The organism is Mucilaginibacter ginkgonis (genome assembly GCF_009754905.2).
GTDB lineage: Bacteria > Bacteroidota > Bacteroidia > Sphingobacteriales > Sphingobacteriaceae > Mucilaginibacter > Mucilaginibacter ginkgonis.
In genome coordinates this window covers 2087282-2111444 of record NZ_CP066775.1, presented here as the reverse complement: position 1 = coordinate 2111444, position 24163 = coordinate 2087282, and the positions used below count along the sequence as shown (strand labels likewise).

The following is a 24163-nucleotide window of genomic DNA, read 5'->3' as shown; positions in this document are numbered from 1 at the left end:
TGCGCAAATGAGTAAATATGCGAATATGCAGATAGGATGATGAGCAGTTAAGCTTATATTAAAGATCATTACTTAATCTGCATATTTGCACATTAATAATCTGCACATCTAACCATGATCCTTAAAAAAGAAAAACACTATATCCCCGCCGGCCTCGAAATGAAATGGGAAGCTCTGGAACCTATTTTAATAGAATTACGCGACAGGCAGATCAATTCGGTATCAGAACTCGAACAGTGGCTCCGCGACAGAAGTGAATTTGAAGCTGCCCTTGAGGAAAACTTCGCGTGGCGCTATATTAAAATGACCTGTGATACCACCAGCGAACAATTACTGCAGGATTTTCAATATTTCGCTACCGAGATAGAACCAAAGACTGCACCCTACAGCAACGACTTAAATAAGAAACTGGTAGACAGTGAATTTTTTAATGAGCTTGATCACGATAAATATTTCATTTACCTGCGCGGCGTTAAAAAGTCGCTCGAATTGTTCAGGGAGGAGAACATTCCTATCCAGACAGAGATCCAGGTAGAGCAGCAAAAGTACCAATCAATCACAGGCGCCATGTCTGTTCACATTGGCGATAAGGAATTTACACTCGAACAGGCCGGCGCTATCCTTAAGGATCCTAACCGCGAAAAACGTGAAGAGGCCTGGCACAAGATTACCGCGCGCCGCTTACAGGACAAATTTGAACTGGATAAGCTATTCGACCTGCTGCGTACCCTCCGCCATAAAGTTGCGCTTAATGCCGGGTTTGAAAACTTTAGAGATTACATGTTCCAGGCGTTGGGCAGGTTTGATTATACCCCGCAAGATTGCTATGCTTTTCACGAAGCGATACAATTGGAAGTAGTACCGGTTGTAAGAGAACAGGCCGAGAAACGCAAGGCTGCACTGGGTCTGGAATCTTTAAAGCCCTGGGACATGGATGTAGATACATCCGGCCAGATGCCTTTGAAACCGTTTAGTAGTGGTGCCGAGCTGATCGATAAATCCATTCGTTGCTTCAATAACATTGGCACTTATTTGGGCGAGCGTTTAGAGATCATGAAAGAAAACGGTTTGTTTGACGTGGAAAGCCGTAAAGGTAAAGCACCGGGCGGCTACAATTACCCATTGGCAGAAACCGGGGCGCCTTTCATATTCATGAACTCTGCCAATACCTTCCGCGACCTGACGACGATGGTACACGAAGGCGGCCATGCCGTACATACTTTTTTAACTGCCGACCTGGAATTGAACGACTTTAAACATTGCCCGTCTGAAGTTGCCGAACTGGCATCCATGTCTATGGAATTGATATCTATGGACAAGTGGGATGTTTATTTTGATAACCCCGAAGAGTTGAAGCGTGCTAAACGCGACCAGTTGATCGATGTAATTAAGACGCTGCCATGGGTGGCGGTTGTAGACCAGTTTCAGCATTGGATTTATACAAACCCAGATCATAACGACCAGCAGCGCCGGGAAGCGTGGGTACAGATCTACGAAAGTTTCGGGGCGGGTTTTGCAGACTGGAGCGATCATGCAGATGCCGAAGCTAACTTATGGCAAAAGCAACTACACATTTTCGAGGTGCCGTTTTATTATATAGAATATGGTATGGCACAATTAGGGGCTATCGCCGTTTGGAAAAATTATAAAGAAAACCCTGAGAAAGGACTTTCTCAGTACCTTGATGCACTAAAACTGGGTTACACCAAAACCATTAAGGAGATTTACGAGACCGCAGGGATCAGGTTCGATTTTAGTGCTGATTATGTAAAAGAATTGGTTGGCTTCGTAAAATCGGAACTTGATAAATTGAGCGACTAAGGACGTGATCGATTAGCAGTTATTTGGCCTTGGGTGACATGATAATGCCATTGTAACAGGTGTTACAAACATGAAACAGTTTTTCACGAATTTTGACAAGTATGAAACACTGACATGGTCATGCCTTTTTGATAATCAGTCACTTACAGTGCTGACATTATACCGTCAGATACTAATAAGTCAGTTTTTAGTGGGGAAAGTGTAACGTGTTACACCCGTAACCTTGAATCACAGAATTTATAGTAAAACCGCTTTCTCCAATTGTAAATTTTCGGGCCAACATAACAACTGCACTCCTTTTAAGATTAAAACCTATTGGTAATTCTGAGGTTATAACAGCTATGAAAAAATTACTGATAGTTTTTTATTTAACCATAGCAGCCGTTGCAACCCAGGCGCAGGACCTTAAGCCTGTAAAAATAGATAGCCTTGTTACCGTTTCACTCCCAACAGAATTTCAAAAAAAAGATACATTAGGCCAAACTATCTATTCGGGCACGGCATCTTTAGGGTATGTGCTGGTTATTAAAGCGCCAAATCCGCCGGGGAAGGTATTAAAGAAAGAGAAGGACCTCAACAAGGTCTTTAAGGAATACATCAGCAAATTACAAAAGAGTGTAGGCAACCAGCAAGCCGTAATCCTTAATGATAAAGATACTATTGTAAACAATGTTGAGGTAAGAGATTTCATCCTGAGCACCACCAGCGATGCCGAAGGTGTGCAGCTGCGAAGGTTCAGGATATTGTATACCAAACCAACAACCTATACCTTCCAGTTTGTATATACCGAGGCGCGTAAAGACATCGCCAAAAAAGAAGCTGACGCGTTCTTCGCTTCTATTAAAACTGCACCAACTTTTGATGGCTCGGATCAGTACTCCATGTACGGTAGGTTCACCGGCATGAGCACTACGCTTAAAACTATCATCATTGTGGCCGGAGTGCTGGTAATCGCATTGGTATTGTGGCTCATTTTCCGCCCGAAGAAAAAGAAAGATTAGCCGCGCAGCGAACCGCGGGTCCATTTTTTGGTGTGCAAAAACTCTTTGCCATCTATAAATGTGATCCACATAACCGTACACATCACACCGATCATAGACCCGGCGGTTACATCCTCGAAAAAATGCTGGCTTAGGTACATGCGCGAATAGCCTATAAAAATGGCAACTAACAGGTAGACAAAACCCAGCCATCTATTCGGTGTGATGTAAGTTAGCACCGTAGCTAAGGTAAAAGCCTGTACAGTATGGCCGGATGGAAAACTGTTCCAACTGAGCATGTGTATGCCTTTTACCAGGTAAAGTTTGCCTATCTGTGCCTTAAAATACATGGTTGGCCTGGGTGCGTGATAAGCAAACTTAATTGCCTGACTGACGATCACCGTCAGTATAAAACTGCTCACTAATAAGAAAGCATTGCGGTAACTGTAAAAAAGCAAAATGCAGGCGATGACCGGAACGGCTAAACCGCTGCCAAAGTCGGTAGCATAGCTAAAAAAGTAATCCCCAAAAATATTGTGGTGTTTATTTACCAGAAAGTAGATGTCCTCCCGCGATTCTGTAAGCTTAATGATCAGACAAATGGTAAGGATGATCAAATAAGGAATAAAGAAAAATCTAAGCTTGTGCAGAACAACGTGGAGGGGCATTTTCATGGCGCAATTTAAGCATTTACGGTATCGGCTCAGAAAAAATGGCTATGTTTACTGCCTGCTTAATCAAATTAAATGTCTGATAACGTATTTCGAAAAAAATCTATCGAGAAAATCTTGCAAGATGCAGAGCAAGGCTTTAGTGATGCAGAGCACACGGGCCCAAATGCACTCAGGCGTTCTTTAAAGGTTAAAGATCTTACGTTTTTAGGTATTGCAGCGGTTATTGGCACAGGCGTTTTTACAGCTATTGGTTCTGCAAGCTACCACGGTGGTCCTGCCGTTACCTTATTGTTCCTTTTTACCGCAATTGCCTGCGGTTTTGCAGCTTTTTGCTATGCCGAGTTTGCCTCGGCAGTACCGGTTGCCGGCAGCGCGTATACCTACTCATACATCGCCTTTGGTGAAATATTTGCCTGGATAATAGGGTGGGATTTACTGATGGAATACGCCATTGGTAACATCGCAGTTGCCATATCCTGGAGCCAGTATTTTGTAAGGGTTTTGGCGGGTTTCGGCGTTCACTTGCCGGGCTGGCTTACAATGGATTATGTGTCGGCGCATACAGGTTACCTGCATGCGCAGGAAGCTATCAGCAAAGGTGGGTCCCCAGCCAAGCTTGATGCAGGAATGAAGTATGCTTACGATGCCTGGACTACCGCGCCCGGTGGTGACAGTATCAAGTTAATTATGAATTTCCCGGCGCTGCTTATTGTAGCCATCATCAGCTATATTGTCTACATAGGGATCCGTGAATCTAAGCGGGCTAATAACATAATGGTGATTACCAAATTAGGGATCATCGTTGTGGTGATCATAGCAGGTGCTTTTTATGTAGATCCGGGTAATTGGAGCAACTTTATGCCTAACGGTTTTTCCGGAGTTATGAAAGGTGTTTCTGCAGTATTCTTTGCGTATATCGGTTTCGATGCTATATCCACCACTGCAGAAGAATGCGAAAACCCTCAGCGCGACTTGCCGAAAGCTATGTTCAATACGCTGTTTATTTGTACTGGCCTGTACATCGTGTTAGTACTGGTGCTCACCGGCATGAGCCATTATACCAAGCTAAACGTGGCGGACCCATTGGCCTTCGTGTTTGAAGACCAGCATTCTAAGGCTGCTACCTGGGTAGCCGGAGTTATATCCGTTAGTGCAATAGTTGTAATTGCTTCAGTATTGCTGGTTTATCAGTTAGGACAGCCACGCATATGGATGAGTATGAGCCGGGATGGTTTATTGCCTAAAATATTCTCGCGTATACATCCAAAATATCATACGCCATCTTTTTCCACAGTAGTAACCGGCCTGGTAGTGGCAATACCGGCATTGTTTTTAAACCTTGATGTGGTATTAGCGCTGACAAGCATTGGCACTTTGTTCGCCTTTGTTTTGGTATGCGGCGGTGTGTTAATGCTCAATAGTGATAAAAAGAACGATCAATACGCCAAGTTTAAAGTGCCCTATGTTAATGGTAAGTATATTGTGCCGCTAGCATTCATCATCATTTTAGGCTGCATATTAAAATTTGCACCGGGTTACTTTACCCAGTTAATGACATCTGAAGGTGTGCCGATGATCATATTCTTGGTCGTCGCCATTGTTGTTACCATCCTCACTTTCGTAAAAAGCTATTCTCTTATTCCTGTATTAGGCTTATTAAGTTGTTTCTACTTAATGGCGCAAGAAAGCGCAACTAATTGGGCCAGGTTTGTGATTTGGCTGGTAATAGGACTTGTGATCTATTTCTTTTACGGATTTAAGAACAGCAAGTTGTCGGGAAGGATTTAGTTATTATACTTGGCGCGACGACTCATTTTTTGCAAAAGGGCGTTGCGCATAAGATTCTTCACTTCATTCAGAATGACAAAACGTAGATAAACTAAACCATTATCTTTGCCGCAATGGCTAATACGGTTACCCCCTACAATACTCCTCAATCAACAAAAAAAGAACAGGTGGCAGATATGTTCAATAACATATCGGGCACGTATGATTTTCTTAATCACTTTCTTTCTTTAGGAATTGATATCATCTGGCGAAAAAAGGCCATTAACGAACTAAGGGCATCAAAGCCTGCACATATCCTGGACGTTGCCACCGGTACCGGCGATTTCGCATTCGAAGCAATAAAGATATTGAAGCCACAAGAAGTTACAGGCGTCGACATATCGCAAGGAATGTTAAACATTGCTCAGCAAAAGATCGGGAAACGTGGTTTGTCCGACATATTTAATGTCAAGAAAGGTGATTCTGAAAAATTACCATTCGAGGATAATACTTTCGATGCTGTTACCGTGGCTTATGGGGTGCGTAACTTCGAGAACCTGGAAACCGGTATCGCCGACATGCTGCGCGTACTAAAACCGGGTGGTAAGGCCGTTATCCTGGAATTTTCGAAGCCGAAAGGTTTTCCCATCAAACAGCTTTACAATTTCTACTTCCATTATATCACGCCGGGTATTGGGAAGTTATTTTCAAAAGATTCGAGGGCCTATTCATATCTGCCCGAGTCTGTTGCTGCTTTTCCCGATGGTAAAAATTTTACCGCTTTAATGGACAAGGTAGGTTACCGCGATACCAAACACAGATCATTAACGTTTGGTATCTGTTCTATCTACACCGGAGTTAAATGATTAAAAGCGCTTACTTAACATTCGTCTTCCTGGTTTTAAGTAGGTTTTTCGTTTACGCGCAAGACCGTGTTCCCTCCTGGGGAGGTGGTAACGATACGCGCGACTTAAGCTTCGGGTTTGTATTCCAAAACATTAATTCTGATTTTAAGATCATTAAGAACCCAAATTGGCGCGCACCTTTTTACGATGCAGACCTTGGCAGAAACGCAACCGATTCGCTTAGGTCAATGAGTTCCAACAGTTCTCCGGGTTTCGCCGTAGGCTTTATCACCCGTTATAACCTCACAGAACATTTAGAGCTGCGCACCACACCGACGTTGGTTTTCTCCGACAAGTCAGTTCAATATAACTATGCAACAGAAGCGCAAAATGCAAACAGGCCTGTTTCAACAACATCTGTCGATATTCCTTTGGACATAAAGATCAAGTCGGACCGTTTAGGCGACTTCAGGTTTTACCTTATTGGTGGCGTGAAATACAGTATGGCCATTAGCAAGAAGCCGGTTGTAAAAGATTTTGCGCCGGTAGATCGCCCTTTGCAGATCATGCGTAACTTTGGCTCATATGAAGCCGGCATCGGTTGTGATATCTACTTTGAATATTTTAAGTTTTCGCCCGAGATAAAGATCAGTAACTCTTTTGCGGATGTACTTTATCACGAAAACACGCCCTATTCAAATCCTATCAGTAAATTATTTCTGCACGCCATCTCGTTCAGCATATATTTCGAATAGCAGAATAAAAAAACATAATTTCGCAGCGATAGTTAGAAACCTATGGCAAACATCGCTCTTATAACCGGTGCCACATCAGGCATTGGTGAAGCCTGCGCAAAGCTGCTTGCAGCGCAGCAATACAATCTAATACTCACAGGCCGCCGCGAAGACCGTTTAGAAAAGCTGGCCGCCGATCTGAATAACGGTTATAATGTTGAAGTGGCGATTGCCGCTTTTGACGTCCGCAACCGCGAGGATGTGGTGAAGAACCTGGACAGCCTTCCTCCGCATTGGAAAAATGTTGATGTGCTGATAAACAATGCCGGCCTTAGTCAGGGTTTAGATCCGATAAATGCGGGGAGTTATGAGGATTGGGATACCATGATAGATACCAATGTAAAGGGACTGCTTTACGTTTCAAAAGTTGTAACTAATTGGATGATACACAATCGCGGCGGGCAGGTAATCAATATAGGGTCTATCGCCGGTAAAGAAGTTTATCCAAATGGTAATGTTTATTGCGCCAGCAAACACGCTGTAGACGCTTTGACCAAAGGCATGCGTATAGACTTGCTTAATCATGGCATACGTGTAACCTCAGTGAATCCCGGCGCAGTAGAGACAGAATTTTCTGAGGTTCGTTTTAAAGGCGATAAGGCCCGTGCAAAGAAAGTTTACGAAGGTTTTGAACCGTTAATAGCCAAAGACATTGCAGACACCATTTGGTTTGTAATATCGCGCCCGGCGCATGTTAATATAAACGACATAACCGTAATGCCAACGGCGCAGGCATCAGCAACTTTGTTTAATAGGAATTAGACCTCACCCCGGCCTTCTCCCAAGGAGAGGGAGTAAAAACTTAATATCTAATAACTCAATAACCGATAACTTAATAACCAATCACACATGTCACTTACAACACAAATAGACCAGGATATAAAACAAGCAATGTTGGCTAAAGACCAGGCAAAGCTTAGAGGTTTACGTGCCATAAAATCGGCTTTGCTGCTGGCACGCACAGAAAAGGGCGCGGCCGAAGAAGTATCAGAAGAAGCAGAGATCAAAGTGTTGCAAAAACTGGTTAAGCAACGCAAAGAATCGGCAGAAATTTACAAAACGCAAAACCGCGATGACTTATACCAAATAGAAGTTGAGGAACAGGAAATTATTGAGGGTTACCTGCCAAAGCAAATGGGTCGCGACGAGGTAAAAGCGTTTCTTCAGGGCGTGATCTTAAGGGTAGGTGCAGCGTCTGTAAAAGACATGGGTAAAGTGATGGCGATAGCTAATAAAGAATTAGCAGGGCAAGCTGACGGCAGAACGATTTCGGAGCTTGTAAAGGAGCTGCTGGCGTAAATAAATTACCAACATTATTGCAACTCAAAATCTTAAAAGTATCTTTATGGCGGTTGGGTAATGTTTTTTATACTAAAACGGTATCCGGTACAAATATTTCTAAATAGTTATGAGTTACGTGCTTAGGGAAGAAAATGGTTTCACATACGTAGACGAAGGTAAAGGCGAAACCCTTTTGTTACTGCACGGCCTGATGGGCGCATTGAGTAATTGGGAAAAGGTAATAGACGAGTTTAAAGACCGTTACCGTATACTAATTCCTATCCTTCCGATATATGACCTGCCGCTTATTACCACCGGTGTTAAGTCGCTTTCTAAGTTTGTACACAAATTTGTAAAGTATAAAGGCCTGGAAAACATCACTCTGCTGGGCAATTCGCTTGGTGGGCATGTTTCGCTGATATATAGTCTGGCTCATCAGGATAGATTGAAAGCGCTTGTACTTACCGGTAGTTCGGGCTTGTATGAAAACGCATTTGGCGGCTCTTTTCCGCGTCGCGAGAATTATGAATTTGTTCGCGAAAAAGTAGCTTATACTTTCTATGACCCGGCGGTAGCAACCAAAGAACTGGTTGATGACGTATATGCTACTATAAATGACCGCAACAAGGTGATCAGAATATTGACGATGGCAAAATCTGCTATTAGGCATAATATGGCTAAAGACCTTCACAAGATAAAAATTCCGGTAGGGTTGATCTGGGGCAGAGATGATAAGATCACTCCGCCTGAGGTGGCTGTAGAATTTCATAATTTGCTGCCAAATTCAACCCTTGAATGGATAGACAAATGCGGACACGCGGCCATGATGGAACGCCCCGAAGAGTTTAATGTACTTTTGGGCAAATTTTTAGAGACGATCAAATAAACAGAAAGGCTTATGATAGCTGCCGAACTGATAAACGATGCCATACCACCACTAAGGACAACTGACCCTATACAAAAGGCGCTCGACCGTATGGCTGAGTTTAAGGTTAGGCATCTTCCGCTGGTTAATGAAGATCAATACCTTGGTTTGGTTGCCGAAGAAGAATTAACAGAGCCCGATCATACTATCTTATTAAGCGAAATTCACTTAGATCTGCTTAACCCATACATTATGGAAGAGCAGCATTTGTATGAGGTGGTACGCTTAATGTATGAACGCCAGATAAGCGCGTTGCCTGTACTTACTACTGCCAAAACATATGTTGGAGTGATACCGAAAAATGCGTTGGTAGATTCTTTTGCAGAGTTTGCTGCGGTTACGGAACCGGGCGGTATTATTGTGCTTGAGGTTACTAACATAAATAATTCTTTAGCTTACATGGCGCAGATTGTCGAAAGCGACAATGCGAAAATACTTAGTGCCAATTTACAGTCGTTCCCGGATTCTACCCGCATGGAAATGACATTGAAGATTAACAAACCTGATCTATCTGCCATTTCTGCATCCTTTGTACGATATGGTTACGATGTGAAGGCTGTATTTGGCCAGACGGACGGCGACGATGATACGATGGACCGGTACGACTCGCTGATGAACTACTTAAACATATAAATATGAAAATTGCGGTATACGGCAGGCAGTTTAATGATATGGCGTTGCCCTATGCGCAAAAAGTATTTGAGGTTTTAGCCGAAACCGATGTGGAGGTATATGTTCCTCAGGATTTTCACGATTTTCTTTCCCAAAAGCTTCCAAACTTTAAATATGCCATTCTTGATAAGGACAAACGTTTGAAAGGATATATCGATATGTTCTTCACCTTGGGTGGAGACGGCACACTACTCGATACTGTATCCGTGATAAAAGATTCGGGCATACCTGTTTTAGGGATAAATTTCGGCAGGCTAGGATTTTTAGCCGTGGTAAACAAAGGCGAGATAGAAGGGGCTATAAAAAGCGTGCTAAAAGGCGAGTATAGTATAGACAGCCGCACACTGATGTGTATCAGTTCTGAGAACGATGTGTTTAAAGACCACAATGTAGCTTTGAACGACATTACCTTCCACAAGCGGGACGACTCCGCGATGATCACCATGCACGCTTACCTTAACGGAGAATTTTTAAACACGTATTGGGGGGATGGAATTATCATATCTACATCTACCGGTTCAACTGCCTATTCGCTAAGCTGTGGTGGCCCTATCATATTTCCACAGTCAGATACCATAGTTATTACCCCGGTGTCTCCGCATAATTTAAACGTACGCCCGATTGTATTGCCAGATAGCTGCACACTATCCTTCGAGGTAGAAACCCGCAGTGCCAACTATTTAATATCGTGCGACTCACACACTGCGGTTATCGATAAGAACATGAAATTCGAGATCACAAAAGCCACTTACGACTTCAATTTGGTGCGCTTAAATAATGAAACGTATTTAAACACGTTAAGAACTAAATTGCTTTGGGGACTTGATGCCCGCAATTACTAAACGTTGTTGATGCGCAGGTTAATCTTTACGCTTTTTCTTACCGGTTTAATCTCCTTTGCAGCTAAGGCACAGCTTTGGGAAGTTGGCGTTAACGGTGGCGGTGCAGGTTATATTGGCGACCTTAATCAGCATAACCCGTTTAAAATGTCGGGCCCGGCCTATGGTGGCTTTATTAAACATAACTTCACTTCGCATTATTCATTAAAAGTGCAGTATATGCACGGCATCATCGCCGGCGCCGATAGCACATCCAAATATCAGGAAGATTATAACCGTAATTTAAGTTTTCGTACGCCGATTGATGAGGGCGCATTGATAGGAGAGTTTAACCTGCTGAGTTACCGGCCGGGCTTAGACCGCAATGCGTTTACTCCTTACTTCTTCATCGGGGTGGGATTTGTCAGCTACAACCCGACGGCGAAGTATCAGGGCGACGTATATGAATTGCGAAGTGTGATGACAGAAGGCCAGGCTGCGCCATACAAAAACGTTGCTGTTACTGTGCCTTACGGCGTGGGCTTTAAATATAACTTTCTGCGAAACATGAGCGTAATCGCCGATATGGGATACCGTACAGCTTTTACAGACTATCTGGATGACGTAAGCGGCAATTACGCCGATAAAACCAAGTTTACCAATCCGGTATCGCTAGCGCTGTCAGACCGTACCGGTGAGCGCAGCGGCCTTTACACCGGCTCTGTTGGCACCCAGCGTGGCGACGGCCGTGCTAAGGATGGCTATATGTTTTTTACCCTGTCGCTTACTTTCACTTTCCTTAACGACAAGTGCTATTTTGAGCGTTAGCGCTCAGCACTTAAAACGGATTTTCCAAACAGTTTACTCGCAATGCGGTGTTCAGTCGAATTCATTCACCGTGTCTTCAGTCAAATTGGTGCAGTTACTTTTGTCGCTGATAATCTGCTGTTTGACGAATTAATTGTTCGTTAAAGTTAATTACAAAGAAAGTTTGGCAAGATGTTTGATTTTGGGTTAATGAATTAGCATTATGACCACTATCATCACAAAAGAAGCGCTAAAAATGGCGATCGAAAAGTTTTTCGACGGCTTCTTTGATTTCATTGAATTTTATATGCTTCCCCGCGGAATCGGTTTTACCGGTCATCGTTTTGACGAAGAGCACACCGCATATGTTGAACTTAAACAAGAACTGGTAGAAGAAGCGCGCCTAAACGAAATTTTAGGAAATTTTAAATCGCAGTTCTTAAAGGATAAAGTTACACCCATAAAGTTATGAGCGTAATTTTTCATGTAAACCAAAAGCATAAACAGCTTTCAGACAATCCCGAGGGCAAATATCTTCTTATTGTGATACTTTGTACTGCGAGTGCTATCTGGCTGGGCATTGCGATAAACAGAATTAGTAACCGTTTGGCGGCTAATCCTAAAGCTGTGGTCATGTCTGTTGAATCAGGTTCGGATCACGGAGCTACAGAAGTTGTGCGCGCGGCTCAAAATGATCCGGCTATATTAAAGCCGACATTGAGAAAAGACGGCACTTTAATGCTGGGTGTCTCCAACGCGGTTGATAATAAGCAGCTTATTGCAGTTTCTTACAAGAAACTAGCAAGGTTAAAACGTTCAACCACTATTAAGACGGTAATTGTTGAAAGCGCCGACGGGGACAGATCTTCGCCAGAGTTCCCGTAAGTCCTAGTAAAATGTTTCTAAAAATTATGGAAACTGCCATGCGTATGCATCTTTAAAGCATACAATCGCGCTACATACCTTCGATAGGAAGGAATTCAGATTTCATACGGTGATACCGGGGAAGGGACATTTATTTCTTTGCCAACTTATAATAAAAAAAATCAAAGGAAGTTTTACCTTTGTACCCTGAAAATTTGAGGTTTGCATAACGATGCTAGGTTTATAAGTTGATGAATCACGCAGCAAATTTCGGGTCTGGCAAGGGCTTATCAGCCTTCCCCGGTTAAGATGGATTATTTAGAACAAATAGATAAAACGCGCGTGCCGCAACATGTAGCCATTATAATGGATGGCAATGGTCGGTGGGCAAAGAGTAAAGGCAAATTGCGCGTTTTTGGCCATCACAACGGCATTAGTTCTGTAAGCGAAGCGGTTGAAGCTGCTGATGATGCCGGGGTTAAATTCCTTACTCTCTACACTTTCTCTTCAGAAAATTGGAACCGCCCAAAATATGAAGTAAACGCCATTATGGAACTCATTGTGTCGGCACTCACCAAAGAACTGCCCAACATGATGACCAACAATGTGCGTATGCTGATGATAGGCGATGCAGGTATGCTGCCTAAACGGTCAATCAAGGAACTTAATAATGCCATCAGCAAAACAGCTAGTAATACCGGCTTAACGTTAGTATTGGCAATAAGCTATAGTTCGCGCGATGAAATATTAATGGCAACCAAACGCATTGCTGCAAAGGCCGAAAGTGGTGAGTTAAAAGCTGACGATATTACTGACGCTGTCTTTTCAGAGAATTTATACACCTCAGAAATCCCCGATCCGGAACTTCTGATTCGCACCAGCGGCGAATACCGTATCAGTAATTTCTTGCTATGGCAGATAGCTTATGCCGAATTGTATTTCACCCCTAAACTATGGCCCGACTTTAAGCGCGAAGATTTTTTTGAGGCGCTTTTAGACTATCAAAAGCGCGAGCGCCGTTTCGGTAAAACCAGCGAGCAGGTCAATTAATTTTACATTTAACAATTTTTAACAACTGATTAAACTAATTTTAGCCCAGTCAAATATTCGGATGAATAAACTCTTTTTTGCACTTCTTTTTGTTCTTTTCGGCACTGCGGCTTTTGCACAAGTAGCTCCACAGCGGCAGCCGGCGCTAAGCAGATCACTCCCGGCTGATAGTTTAAGTTACCTTAACCCAAAAGATTATATTATTGGCGGTATCAACATCGTAGGCGCGCAAAACCTCGACAAGGATGTATTGATACAAATATCAAAACTCAACAAAGGCGATAAGATCAACCTCCCAGGCGAAGCTTCTGCAAACGTTATACGTAACCTTTGGTCGCAAGGATTGTTTGACGACGTGCAATTAAATATTGCCAGAATGAACGGCGATACGGTATACTTTGATATTGTAATCACCGAGCGCCCTCACTTATCGCGTCTGCATTTATTGGGCTTAAAAAAGGGCGACGTAGAAGATGTTCAGAAAAAACTGAATGACAAGACTGGTAAGATCGTTAACGAGAACCTACTAAGTACTACTACTGCCATAATCAAGAAACATTTTAACGATAAAGGTTATCTTAATACTACTGTTGATATCGCCCAGCGCAAAGATCCGGGAGATGCGAATAGTGTGATATTAGATGTAACGGTTGATAAGCATCAAAAAGTTAAGATCAATGAAGTGATATTTGAAGGAAATAAAAACTTTAAAGCTTCCACCCTTAAAGGTTTTCTTGGTAAAACCAAAGAACGTAAATTCTATCACATATTTGGCTCTAAGAAATTTAAGCAAGATCAGTTTGAAGAAGATAAACAAACGCTTATTGAAAAAATGCAGGCCCGTGGATACCGCGATGCTGCCGTGATAAGCGATTCGGTTTGGCGCCATGATGATAATACTGTCAACGTGAAACTTAAAGTTTACGAAGGCCCTAAATATTACTTCGGTAACATTACCTGGTCTGGTAATGCAAAGTATTCAAGCCAAATACTGAACCGTATCTTACGAATACAAAAGGGCGATGTTTTCAGCGAAGAAGAACTAAGCAAGAGATTAACAGGTGGCGGCCCGCAGGGCGATGACGTTTCATCATTGTACCTTAACGACGGTTACCTCACATTCAGTTCAGACCCTGTGCAAACCCGTATATCTCATGATACAGTAGATTTGGACATCCGTATCTATGAAGGCCCGCAGTACACCGTTAACCGTGTTATTGTAAAAGGTAATGACGTAACAAACGACAAGGTGGTTATGCGTGAGATACGTACAAAACCGGGCCAGAAATTCTCTAAAGAGTTGATCATCCGCAGTACACGTGAGATAGGCCAACTGGGTAACTTTGACGATCAGAAAACTGAGCCAAAACCAACAAATATTAACCCTTCTGATGGTACTGTAGATATCATTTATAACGTGGTAGAGAAACCGTCAGATCAGATCGAGCTTTCGGGTGGTTTTGGTGGCGGTCAGTTGGTAGGTACTGTTGGTTTAACATTCAACAACTTCTCGCTGCGAAACATCTTTAATCTTAAGGCTTACAAACCTTTGCCAAAAGGCGATGGCCAAAAGTTGAGTTTACGTGGACAAGCTAACGGTAAAAACTATCAGAACTATTCGTTCACATTCTCTGATCCATGGTTCGGTGGTAAAAAACCTATTTACTTTGCATTAACGGCTTATACACAATTAAGCTCGACAGGGCAGTATTATGCTAAGGATAACCCATTGTATAACTACCTGCGCATTAACGGTTTGGGTATTACTTTGGGTAAGCGTTTAAACTGGCCTGATAACTATTTCCAGTTAAATTACTCGCTTAACTTTGACCACTATCAACTGGATAACTTTACAGGATACATTTTCAGCAATGGTTCTTCTTACAACATTAAGTTAACCCAAGAGTTGAGCCGTAACTCGCTGGATGCGCCTATTTTCCCAACATCAGGGTCAAACATTAAGTTCACGGTGCAGGCTACACCGCCATATTCGGCGTTTAACAATACCAACTACCGCATTGCAACACCAGAAGAGCGCTACCACTTTGTTGAGTATCACAAATGGAAATTTGATGCGCAATGGTTCGAGCGTTTGGCTGGTAAATTTGTTATCATGTCGCAGGTAAGGTTTGGTTTCTTGGGATACTATAACCACCTGGTAGGCCAATCACCATTTGAGCGTTTCAAAGTGGGTGGCGACGGTATGCAATCATACCAGTTCTTGCAGGGTAGCGATATCATCGGCTTAAGGGGTTATCAAAACTTCTCTATTGTGCCGGTGGGTTCAAATTACAATGAGACTAATAACCCGGGCAGCCCCATCTATACCAAATACACCCTTGAGTTAAGGCACCCTGTTATTGCCAGCCAGTCTGCAACAATATTTTTGTTAACTTTTGCAGAAGGCGGCAACACCTGGAACAATTTTGGGTCATATAATCCGTTTAACATTCGTCGCTCCGTTGGTGTGGGCGCGCGTATATTTTTACCTATCTTTGGTTTGCTTGGACTTGATTATGGTTATGGTTTCGACGCAATTCCGGGCATCCCGGGCGCTAATAAAGGCCAATTCCACTTCTCGATTGCGCAAAGCCTAAGCGGAGGATTCAATTAATGAAAAAATTACTGTTAACCCTATTTATTACATTTAGTGCTATTGCCGGCGCCTTTGCGCAACGTTTCGCTTACGTAGATTCTGAGTATATTTTAAAACACATACCAGAATATGCTGCGTCGCAAAAGCAATTGGCTGCCATGCAAGAGCAGTGGCAAAAAGAAGTTGATGGTCGTTTCGGCGAGATAGACCGTCTATACAAAGCTTATCAGGCAGATCAGGTTTTAATGACCGCTGACATGAAGAAACGCCGCGAGAATGAGATCGTGGAAAAGGAAAAAGCAGCTAAGGATTTCCAGCGTTCTAAGTTCGGTCCAGAGGGCGAGTTGGCTGCTAAAAGTACACAGTTGATAAAACCAATTCAAGAGCGGGTTGCGAAAGCCATTCAGGCCATTGCAGAGAACGATAATATCGATATGATTTTCGACAAAAACAGCGAAGTGACCATGCTTTATGCCAGCCCCCGTTATGATAAAAGCGCCGACGTTATTACCCGTTTAGGCCTTAAGCCGGGCGTATTTGCCAAATAAAAAATTTAAGTATTTTCGCACAAATTAAAAAAGAACAAAAAACAGAAAAATGAAAAAACTATTGAAGGTTGTTTTAGTAGCAGGTTTTGTATTGCTTGCCGGAAACTTTGCAAAGGCGCAATCAAAAGTAGGTTACTTAAGCTTCAACGCTATTGTTGACCAAATGCCTGAAACAAAAACCTTGCAAAAACAGGTTCAGGACTATCAGCAACAATTTATAACAGTATTGCAAGGCATGCAAACCGAATTGCAGACTAAGGGTGCTGCTTTTGAATCTGAGCAAGCAAAAATGACTGATGCTGTCCGTACCCAAAGAACATCAGAATTGCAAGAACTACAAAAACGTATACAAGATTACCAAAACCAGGCTTCTCAAAAAGTGCAGGACAAATCTGCCGAGTTGGGTAAACCTTTGTTTGATAAAGTAAGAGGCGCAATTGCCGGTGTTGCTAAAGAAAAAGGTTATACCCTGGTAATCGATACCAGCGCTGGTGAGCCTCTGTATTCACAACCAACTGACGATCTTAGCGCAGCGGTTAAATTGAAATTAGGTTTAAAATAATATTGTTTTAAAATGATATGGAAAGCGTCCGTTAACTAACGGACGCTTTTTTTATTTTTGATTATGTTGACAAACGGGCCGATTGGAGTTTTTGATTCGGGAATAGGCGGATTAACCGTTTTCGGCTCCATCGCGAAACTATTGCCGCAATACGACTATGTTTATCTGGGCGATAACAAGCGATCGCCATACGGCGACCGCACTTTCAACACCATACACGAGTATACTTGGGAATGTGTGCAGTGGCTATTTAAACAAGGCTGCCCCTTAGTGATTTTAGCTTGCAACACGGCTTCTGCAAAAGCATTACGCACTATTCAGCAAAAAGACTTAAAAGATGATTATGCCGATAGGCGCGTTTTGGGCGTTATTCGCCCCACGGCAGAAGTAATAGGTGATTACTCATCATCAAAAAAGATCGGGGTTTTAGGGACAGCCGGCACCGTGCAATCGGGATCGTACAAATTAGAGATCAATAAATTTTTTCCAGATTTAAAAGTTTATCAACAGGCTTGCCCGCTGTGGGTACCATTGATCGAAAATGGCGAGTACAATAAGCCGGGCTCGGATTATTTTGTGAGATTATATCTGGATGAATTGATGGCCCAATCACCCGATATCGACACCCTGCTATTGGCTTGTACACATTATCCGCTGCTTCAAGACAGGATACAAGCAGCTTTGCCACAACACATTAAAGTAGTTGGTCAGGGAGAAATTGTTGCGCACAGTTTGGCAGATTATCTACAACGCCACCCCGAAATGGAAACGAAGATCACCAGGGGTGGTACCCGTAATTTTTTCACCACCACAGATGATACGGAGCAATTCGATAAAACAGCCTCTATCTTTTTCCCCGATGCTGTGAAGGCGGGATTTGTAAATGTGGAAGGATAGTTTTCAGGTACTGGGTTGCGAGTGGATGAAGTCTCCAATTACTACTGGCTAAAGACCTTCTAATAACTCAATAACCTAATAACTCAATAACCAAAATTGAGTAGATTTGCCGGTCAACAATTACGCAATTGGGTAGCTATGCAATATTCTTCGGCGTTGCCATAGGTTTGTTCGCTTTTGCGGCAACGTTCGCGTTATTTGCTGTATATGCCGAAAGAAAATTGTCGGCCTTTATTCAGGATAGGATAGGCCCCAATGTTACCGGGAAATATGGCACGCTGCAAACTATCGCAGATATTCTGAAACTTATACAAAAAGAAATGATAGATCCTGCAGCCGTCGACAAATGTCTGTATGCGTTGGCACCTGCCATTATCTTTATTGCTGTATATCTGGGTTTCGCAGCTTTACCGTGGGCACCAGGCCTGGTTCCGTCTAAAATCAATATCGGGCTTTATTACATTTTCGGCATTATATCAATCGAAACGCTTGGCATACTTATGGCCGGTTGGGGATCAAACAATAAATACTCGATACTTGGCGCTATGCGGTCTGCCGCGCAAATTATCTCATACGAGATTCCGGCAGGGTTCGCGCTTATTGCAGCAGTTGTAATTTGCGGGTCTTTGGATTTACAGGCAATCTCAACGCAACAGGGGATCATAACTCAAGAACACATCAAATTCTTAGGCATTTGGGACGTAACCGGCATGGGGGGGATTTTGGCCTGGAATGTTTTTCGCGCACCGCATTTGCTTGTAGCATTCGTGATATACTTCATTGCATCCCTGGCCGAAAGTAACCGTGCGCCGTTTGATATCCCCGAAGCCGAATCTGAGTTGGTATCCGGTTTTCACACCGAGTATACGGGCATGCGTTTCGGCCTGATATTCCTGGCAGAGTACTCTATGATGTTTTTGGTATCAATGGTAGGTGTGATCCTTTTTTGGGGATCGTGGAATACGCCGTTGCCAAATCTTGGAACAATGCAACTAGCGGCCTGGACAACGGGCGCTGTTTGGGGTATCTTCTGGATATTTACTAAAACGTTGCTACTGGTGGCATTGCAAATATGGATACGCTGGACTTTACCCAGATTGCGTGTAGACCAACTAATGAATTTAAGCTGGAAGATATTAACGCCGCTGGCATTTTTGTGTATGATAGCATCTGCACTGTGGCGGGTATATGTAATGAACTAAGATTGATAGGCAAACCATTAAACGGATTACTAACGGCTTGGAAAGGTTTATCCCTTACCATACAGCATGCGTTTGGATTTAAAAAGCGCGAGACAGCTTTTGTAAGCGAGCCTAACTATTTCGACAAGCAAAATGGTACTGCCACTATAGAATATCCTGCTCAAAAGTTGCCCGTGCCCGAAGTTGGGCGTTACCAGTTGGACGTGGAAATGGACGATTGCATTGTATGCGATCTATGCGCCAAAATTTGCCCGGTCGATTGTATTACCATTGATTCCATCAAAGCTACTGAAGCCATAGGCCAAACATCTGACGGTACCACCAAGCGCCTTTATGCCGCGAAGTTTGATATTGACATGGCTAAGTGCATGTATTGCGGCCTTTGCACAGTAGTGTGCCCAACTGAGTGTATTGTGATGACCGACAATTACGACAAAACAGTATTCGACTTGGGTAAATTAACTTATCACTTCTCTGATATGACAGCGGAAGAGGCAGATGAAAAGCGTGCATTACTGGAAAAGCAAAATGCCGAGAAACAGGCCGCCAAATTAGCCGCCATGAAAAAGAACGACCCGCAATGACCTTAGAAAATATCATATTCTACTTTCTAAGCGCCGTTGTTGTCGGATCAGCATTGATGATCGCTTCGGGCAAAAACCTCGTGCGCTCTGTATTTCTGTTTTTTGTAACACTGTTTGCGCTCGCCGGAATTTATGTGTTGGCTTTGGCCGATTTTGTCGCCATTACGCAAATAGTTATTTATGTAGGCGGCATCTTGGTGCTCATCATTTTCGCCTTTATGCTCTCCGGCAAAGAGGCATTAAGCACCCTTCAGAAAGCAGATAATACTTGGTTTAGGATTGGGAATTTGCCGGCGTTACTTATCTCTGCCTTGTTTTTACTAGTATTAGTAAATCTGTTTTTAAAGACAGACATTGGCAACTCTGCGTGGCTCAAAGAATCTGTTTCAGATAACGACTTTATTACCGACTCGGGGGAAATGACGGCCAACATAGGCACTAATTTAATGACGCGCTACCTGCTGCCGTTTGAAGTGATCTCGGTATTACTGTTAATGGCGCTTGTTGGCGCGGCGCATCTGTCGAGAAAAGAGGAGGGCGTACAATGATCTCTTTAACTAATTTCCTGGTGTTAGGCGCAGCCTTGTTTTGCACTGGCCTTTACATAGTTATGGCAAAGCGCAACGCCATCCAGGTTTTAATAGGCATTGAAATGATGCTGAATGCTGCCATTTTAAACCTGGTTGCTTTTGGCCGATTTGACAAGAGCGCCAACGGCGGGCAGATATTTGCATTATTTGCCATTGTTTTAGCAGCGGCAACTACTGCGGTTGCATTAGCCATTATTCTAAACGTGTATCGCCGTTACAAAACCATTGAGCCGGATAAAATTGATCAGTTAAAGGATTGAACTTGACTACACCCATTACATACGAAGAAACGAAGATGGCTTACCATGCCTTAGCCGCAGTGGTGCTGCCGCTTTTGGCATTTGTGGTCAATTGCTTTATCAGTAAAAACAAGGCAGCGGGTTGGGTATCCACCATTGCGGTGTTGCTTGGTAGCTGCCTGAGTATTATAGTTTTCAACCACACTTTTAACGGCGCGGATATTCATGTAGGCGGGGTTTGGTTTACCGTTGGCAACACCAACGTTAACTACGGTATATTACTAAATAACCTGTCAACTATTATGTTGCTACTGGTAAATTTGGTAGCGCTGCCGGTGCATATTTTCTCCATGGCGTACATGAAGCATGATCAGCATTATGGCAAGTATTTCCGTTACCTGAGCTTGTTCTGTTTTAGCATGCTGGCTTTAGTAATAGCAGATAACTTTGTTCTGTTATACGGTTTTTGGGAATTGGTAGGCTTCTCTTCTTATCTGCTTATAGGTTTCTGGCACAAGAAAGAAGTCGCCGTTCTGGCTAATAAGAAGGCGTTTATCGTGAACCGCATAGGTGATATCGGCTTACTAAGTGCAATTCTTTTGCTTTTTAACCAGTATCATACTTTCGATTTACAACAACTGTTTGGTCAAGGCGGATTGGTTCAGCAAGCAGGCAATCAAACAAATGTTTGGCAATGGGTGGCTTTCGCCGGAATATTTTTTGCGGTTTGTGCCAAGTCGGCGCAGTTTCCATTACACACCTGGCTGCCCGACGCAATGGAAGGCCCTACCTCGGTGTCGGCGCTTATCCATGCAGCAACGATGGTGGCCGCGGGCATCTTTTTACTCGGTAGGGTTTATCCCTTCTTTAACACTACTGAGCTTGACATTCTTGCAGTAAGTGGTTGTTTTACGGCTTTTATGGCAGCGACTATTGCACTTACACAGAACGACCTGAAACGTATTCTTGCATTTTCAACGATCTCGCAACTGGGCTTTATGGTGATGGCAATGGGTATTAATGCCTACGCTTCGTCGCTGTTTCATTTGATCACCCACGCGTTCTTTAAATGCTTGCTATTCCTTTCTGCAGGAGTAGTGATCCACGAGATGCAGCATATCAAAGATGATAACAAGCTTGATATAGATCCGCAAAATATACTGTACATGGGCGGTCTGCGTAAAATATTGCCGGTAACTTTTATTGCTACACTAATTGGCGGGTTGGCGTTGGTAGGTTTACCACTAACGTCTGGCTATTTGTCCAAGGATGGCATTTTAATACAAGCTTTTGAATGGTCTGACACTAAAGGGGGCGCAGCTATTATAGTCCCCTTATTCATGCTTGTTACTAGCTGGTTAACAGCTTTTTACATGGCGCGACTGATCTTCAAAGTATTCTTTGGCAATTGCAGGCTGGATGCTGTTTCGGGCATAAAATTCCACAACAGTGACCGTGACTGGCGGTATTGGCTGCCACTTATTGTACTAAGCATTTGTTGTTTGTTTCCGGTGTTCTCACTCAACCCTGTGCTTTACGAACAGTCATGGATTTACAAGTTATTTTCGCCCTCTAACTTTTTAGAGCGGATGAATATTTACCACACCATCATCCCGGTGGGGCTCAACATCATCAGCGTGGTAGTTATCTATTACGCTTATGCAATCTATATTCGGGATAAAAAATTCAAGCCTTTTCCGCAGCACAACAAGATGTTCGCGTTAAGTCACAATCAGTGGTATTTTAATTCTGTTTATAATTCTCTTTTTGTGAAGCCCGTTATCGTCCTCGGGAACGCATTATTCTGGACAGACCGTACTGTTTTAGACGGCTTTATAGGGCTTTTAAAAAAAATCACTCTTACGTTAGCCAATATCGCAGCTGCTTTTGACAAATACATCATAGATGGATTACTCCATTTGTTAACGCAAATAGTTAGCTATATTGGTAATTTTATCCGCAGCTTTCAAACCGGCAAAGTGCAGTTTTACCTGGCTAGTATGCTTGCTATTGTTGTTGCTTGGTTTATATTTAAAACCCTTATCTGATGCACCTGCTTACTTTACTCATATTTATTCCACTTGTTGCGGGTCTGCTCATCGCGTTACTGCCGTCGTCTCTTAGAAGCAGTTTTAAATATATCACGCTTATGACTGCCATAGCTCAATTGGTAATCAGCATTGTGTTATACCTGCAATTTAAGACTGGTGCCGGCACAGGAGGTATAAACGCAGAGTCTCAGTTTCAGTTTGTTCATAAGCTGCCGTGGATCAATTTAGATCTTGGTACCGTTGGCCGTATGCAGATCGATTATTTTGTTGGGATTGATGGTATTTCCATAACACTATTGGTGATGACGGCCTTAGTACTGGTGGTTGCTGCAATATCCTCCTGGGAAATAAAAGCAAACCTCAAAGGCTTTTTCGTGCTGTTCTTGATATTAGATATGGCGGTATTCGGCGTATTTAGCGCGCTCGATTTTTTCCTGTTTTATATCTTTTATGAACTGATGCTGCTGCCGTTATATTTCCTTATCGGCATGTGGGGCGGTGCCAGGCGCGAGTACGCGGCCATTAAGTTTTTCTTGTATACCCTGTTTGGATCAGTGTTTATGCTGCTGGTGATGGTGGGTTTGTATCTTTCAGTAAAAGACCAGGCTACCGGGAACCATACCTTCAATATCATTCAAATGATGAACCCCGCAAATTTTGATTCAGGGTCATTATTTTCAGCGGCGGCACATCAAACCATATTAGGTTTTCCGGCGCGCACTGTTGGTTTTGTAGTATTGTTCATCGCCTTTGCTATTAAAGTGCCGATAGTACCACTACACACTTGGCTGCCCGACGCACACGTAGAGGCGCCAACACCGGTGTCTATCATATTGGCCGGCATTCTATTAAAGATTGGCGGATATGGTATTATCCGTGTTTGCGCAGGCATCTTCCCGGACGTTGCAATAAGCGGCAGTTACTGGCTGGGGCTTATCGGCGTCGTTTCTATCATCTATGGTGCCCTGAATGCGCTTGCCCAGCGCGACCTTAAACGTATGATCGCTTACTCATCAGTTTCGCACATGGGTTTTGTGTTACCAGGCATTGCATCATTAACCGCCGAGGGTGTAAGCGGAGCAGTTATGCAGATGGTGAGTCATGGTTTTTTATCGGCGATGTTGTTCTTCCTGGTCGGTGTTATTTACAACCGAGTACACGACAGGGATATTTATAACTTCCGCGGACTGGCGACTCAAATGCCTGCTTACACAGTTTTCGTAATGATCGCTTTCTTTGCGTCACTCGGCCTGCCGGGATTTTCGGCGTTTGTAGCAGAAGCATTTTCTTTGGCAGGTGCTATTAAGTCGCCCGGGTTGCCACACTGGATGGCTATCTGCGGTTCTGTCGGGATTCTATTAAGTGCTGCCTACTTTCTTTGGACATTGCAGCGCATGTTCTTCGGCACAGAAAGATTCAAAGGCGGAACCGATTGGCAGTTGGCATTAACAGACGTTAATTGGCGCGAACGCGCAGCCTTACTACCCCTTGCTGCAATGGCGTTAATACTTGGTTTTATGCCATCGCTTGTTTTTAACAAGATCAATGATAGCGTGCTGGCATTTATAGACTATACCAGTCACGTAATTAAATAAT

General features: G+C 43.2%; 25 protein-coding genes. 24 read left to right on the top strand and 1 reads right to left on the bottom strand.

From position 1 onward, the window contains the following. Positions 1–114 precede the first annotated feature (114 nt). The gene (locus GO620_RS09835; protein ID WP_157526198.1) at positions 115–1821 is read left to right on the top strand and encodes a M3 family oligoendopeptidase; all 1707 of its coding nucleotides are present in this window, start codon (positions 115–117) and stop codon (positions 1819–1821) included. A 341-nt stretch (positions 1822–2162) separates the two neighbouring features. Beyond that, positions 2163–2822, top strand: a complete 660-nt coding sequence (locus tag GO620_RS09830) for a hypothetical protein (RefSeq protein ID WP_157526196.1) — start codon at positions 2163–2165, stop codon at positions 2820–2822. On the opposite strand, the gene GO620_RS09825 is transcribed toward GO620_RS09830, so the two are convergent. Further along, entirely contained in the window at positions 2819–3475 is a 657-nt protein-coding gene (locus tag GO620_RS09825; protein ID WP_157526194.1) for a phosphatase PAP2 family protein, read from the bottom strand. The genes GO620_RS09830 and GO620_RS09825 overlap by 4 nt on opposite strands. Before the next feature lie 72 nt (positions 3476–3547). On the opposite strand from GO620_RS09825, the gene GO620_RS09820 reads away from it, so the two are divergent. From GO620_RS09820 to GO620_RS09715, 22 genes are all read left to right on the top strand, one after another. Next, positions 3548–5263: an amino acid permease gene (locus GO620_RS09820; RefSeq protein WP_157526192.1), complete on the top strand. Its 1716-nt coding sequence runs from the start codon at positions 3548–3550 to the stop codon at positions 5261–5263. A gap of 113 nt (positions 5264–5376) precedes the next feature. Next, positions 5377–6108 (top strand): bifunctional demethylmenaquinone methyltransferase/2-methoxy-6-polyprenyl-1,4-benzoquinol methylase UbiE, encoded by a 732-nt coding sequence (gene ubiE, locus GO620_RS09815; protein ID WP_157526190.1) that lies wholly within the window; start codon positions 5377–5379, stop codon positions 6106–6108. Then, positions 6105–6842 (top strand): type IX secretion/gliding motility protein PorT/SprT, encoded by a 738-nt coding sequence (gene porT / locus GO620_RS09810; RefSeq protein ID WP_157526188.1) that lies wholly within the window; start codon positions 6105–6107, stop codon positions 6840–6842. Before ubiE ends, porT begins: the two co-directional genes overlap by 4 nt. 42 nt (positions 6843–6884) lie before the next feature. Next, positions 6885–7643, top strand: a complete 759-nt coding sequence (locus tag GO620_RS09805) for an SDR family NAD(P)-dependent oxidoreductase (protein ID WP_157526186.1) — start codon at positions 6885–6887, stop codon at positions 7641–7643. Positions 7644–7730: 87 nt separating this feature from the next. After that, a complete protein-coding gene (locus GO620_RS09800) occupies positions 7731–8180 on the top strand; it encodes a GatB/YqeY domain-containing protein (protein WP_157526184.1) in 450 nt (149 codons plus the stop codon). A 109-nt stretch (positions 8181–8289) separates the two neighbouring features. After that, on the top strand, positions 8290–9048 hold the full coding sequence (locus tag GO620_RS09795; protein WP_157526182.1) for an alpha/beta fold hydrolase: 759 nt from the start codon (positions 8290–8292) through the stop codon (positions 9046–9048). Between the two features lie 12 nt (positions 9049–9060). Beyond that, entirely contained in the window at positions 9061–9720 is a 660-nt protein-coding gene (locus GO620_RS09790) for a CBS domain-containing protein (RefSeq protein WP_157526180.1), read from the top strand. A 2-nt stretch (positions 9721–9722) separates the two neighbouring features. Continuing rightward, positions 9723–10601: an NAD kinase gene (locus GO620_RS09785; RefSeq protein ID WP_157526177.1), complete on the top strand. Its 879-nt coding sequence runs from the start codon at positions 9723–9725 to the stop codon at positions 10599–10601. Between the two features lie 9 nt (positions 10602–10610). Further along, entirely contained in the window at positions 10611–11405 is a 795-nt protein-coding gene (gene porG, locus GO620_RS09780; protein WP_157526175.1) for a type IX secretion system protein PorG, read from the top strand. 202 nt (positions 11406–11607) lie between these two features. Next, on the top strand, positions 11608–11856 hold the full coding sequence (locus GO620_RS09775) for a hypothetical protein (RefSeq protein ID WP_157526173.1): 249 nt from the start codon (positions 11608–11610) through the stop codon (positions 11854–11856). Then, positions 11853–12269: a hypothetical protein gene (locus GO620_RS09770; protein WP_157526171.1), complete on the top strand. Its 417-nt coding sequence runs from the start codon at positions 11853–11855 to the stop codon at positions 12267–12269. The genes GO620_RS09775 and GO620_RS09770 overlap by 4 nt, the downstream gene beginning before the upstream one ends. A 288-nt stretch (positions 12270–12557) precedes the next feature. Further along, the gene (locus GO620_RS09765; RefSeq protein ID WP_157526169.1) at positions 12558–13298 is read left to right on the top strand and encodes an isoprenyl transferase; all 741 of its coding nucleotides are present in this window, start codon (positions 12558–12560) and stop codon (positions 13296–13298) included. Between the two features lie 61 nt (positions 13299–13359). Further along, positions 13360–15912 carry an outer membrane protein assembly factor BamA gene (bamA, locus tag GO620_RS09760; protein ID WP_157526168.1) on the top strand — a complete coding sequence of 851 codons (2553 nt, stop codon included), beginning with the start codon at positions 13360–13362 and terminating at the stop codon, positions 15910–15912. Further along, positions 15912–16442, top strand: a complete 531-nt coding sequence (locus GO620_RS09755) for an OmpH family outer membrane protein (protein WP_157526166.1) — start codon at positions 15912–15914, stop codon at positions 16440–16442. The genes bamA and GO620_RS09755 overlap by 1 nt, the downstream gene beginning before the upstream one ends. Before the next feature lie 49 nt (positions 16443–16491). Further along, positions 16492–17004 carry an OmpH family outer membrane protein gene (locus GO620_RS09750; RefSeq protein WP_157526164.1) on the top strand — a complete coding sequence of 171 codons (513 nt, stop codon included), beginning with the start codon at positions 16492–16494 and terminating at the stop codon, positions 17002–17004. Positions 17005–17067: 63 nt separating this feature from the next. After that, complete coding sequence (gene murI / locus GO620_RS09745) at positions 17068–17901, top strand: glutamate racemase (protein WP_157526162.1); 834 nt, start codon at positions 17068–17070, stop codon at positions 17899–17901. Positions 17902–18029: 128 nt separating this feature from the next. Next, positions 18030–19103, top strand: coding sequence for a complex I subunit 1/NuoH family protein (locus tag GO620_RS09740; RefSeq protein ID WP_157526160.1), 1074 nt, complete (start codon positions 18030–18032; stop codon positions 19101–19103). Continuing rightward, complete coding sequence (locus tag GO620_RS09735; RefSeq protein ID WP_244139395.1) at positions 19079–19687, top strand: 4Fe-4S binding protein; 609 nt, start codon at positions 19079–19081, stop codon at positions 19685–19687. Before GO620_RS09740 ends, GO620_RS09735 begins: the two co-directional genes overlap by 25 nt. Further along, positions 19684–20235 carry an NADH-quinone oxidoreductase subunit J family protein gene (locus GO620_RS09730; protein ID WP_157526158.1) on the top strand — a complete coding sequence of 184 codons (552 nt, stop codon included), beginning with the start codon at positions 19684–19686 and terminating at the stop codon, positions 20233–20235. The genes GO620_RS09735 and GO620_RS09730 overlap by 4 nt, the downstream gene beginning before the upstream one ends. Beyond that, positions 20232–20537, top strand: coding sequence for an NADH-quinone oxidoreductase subunit NuoK (gene nuoK / locus GO620_RS09725; RefSeq protein ID WP_157526156.1), 306 nt, complete (start codon positions 20232–20234; stop codon positions 20535–20537). Before GO620_RS09730 ends, nuoK begins: the two co-directional genes overlap by 4 nt. A gap of 2 nt (positions 20538–20539) precedes the next feature. Beyond that, positions 20540–22564, top strand: a complete 2025-nt coding sequence (nuoL, locus tag GO620_RS09720; RefSeq protein ID WP_244139394.1) for an NADH-quinone oxidoreductase subunit L — start codon at positions 20540–20542, stop codon at positions 22562–22564. Further along, positions 22564–24162, top strand: coding sequence for a complex I subunit 4 family protein (locus GO620_RS09715; RefSeq protein ID WP_157526154.1), 1599 nt, complete (start codon positions 22564–22566; stop codon positions 24160–24162). Before nuoL ends, GO620_RS09715 begins: the two co-directional genes overlap by 1 nt. The last annotated feature ends 1 nt before the right edge of the window (position 24163 follow it).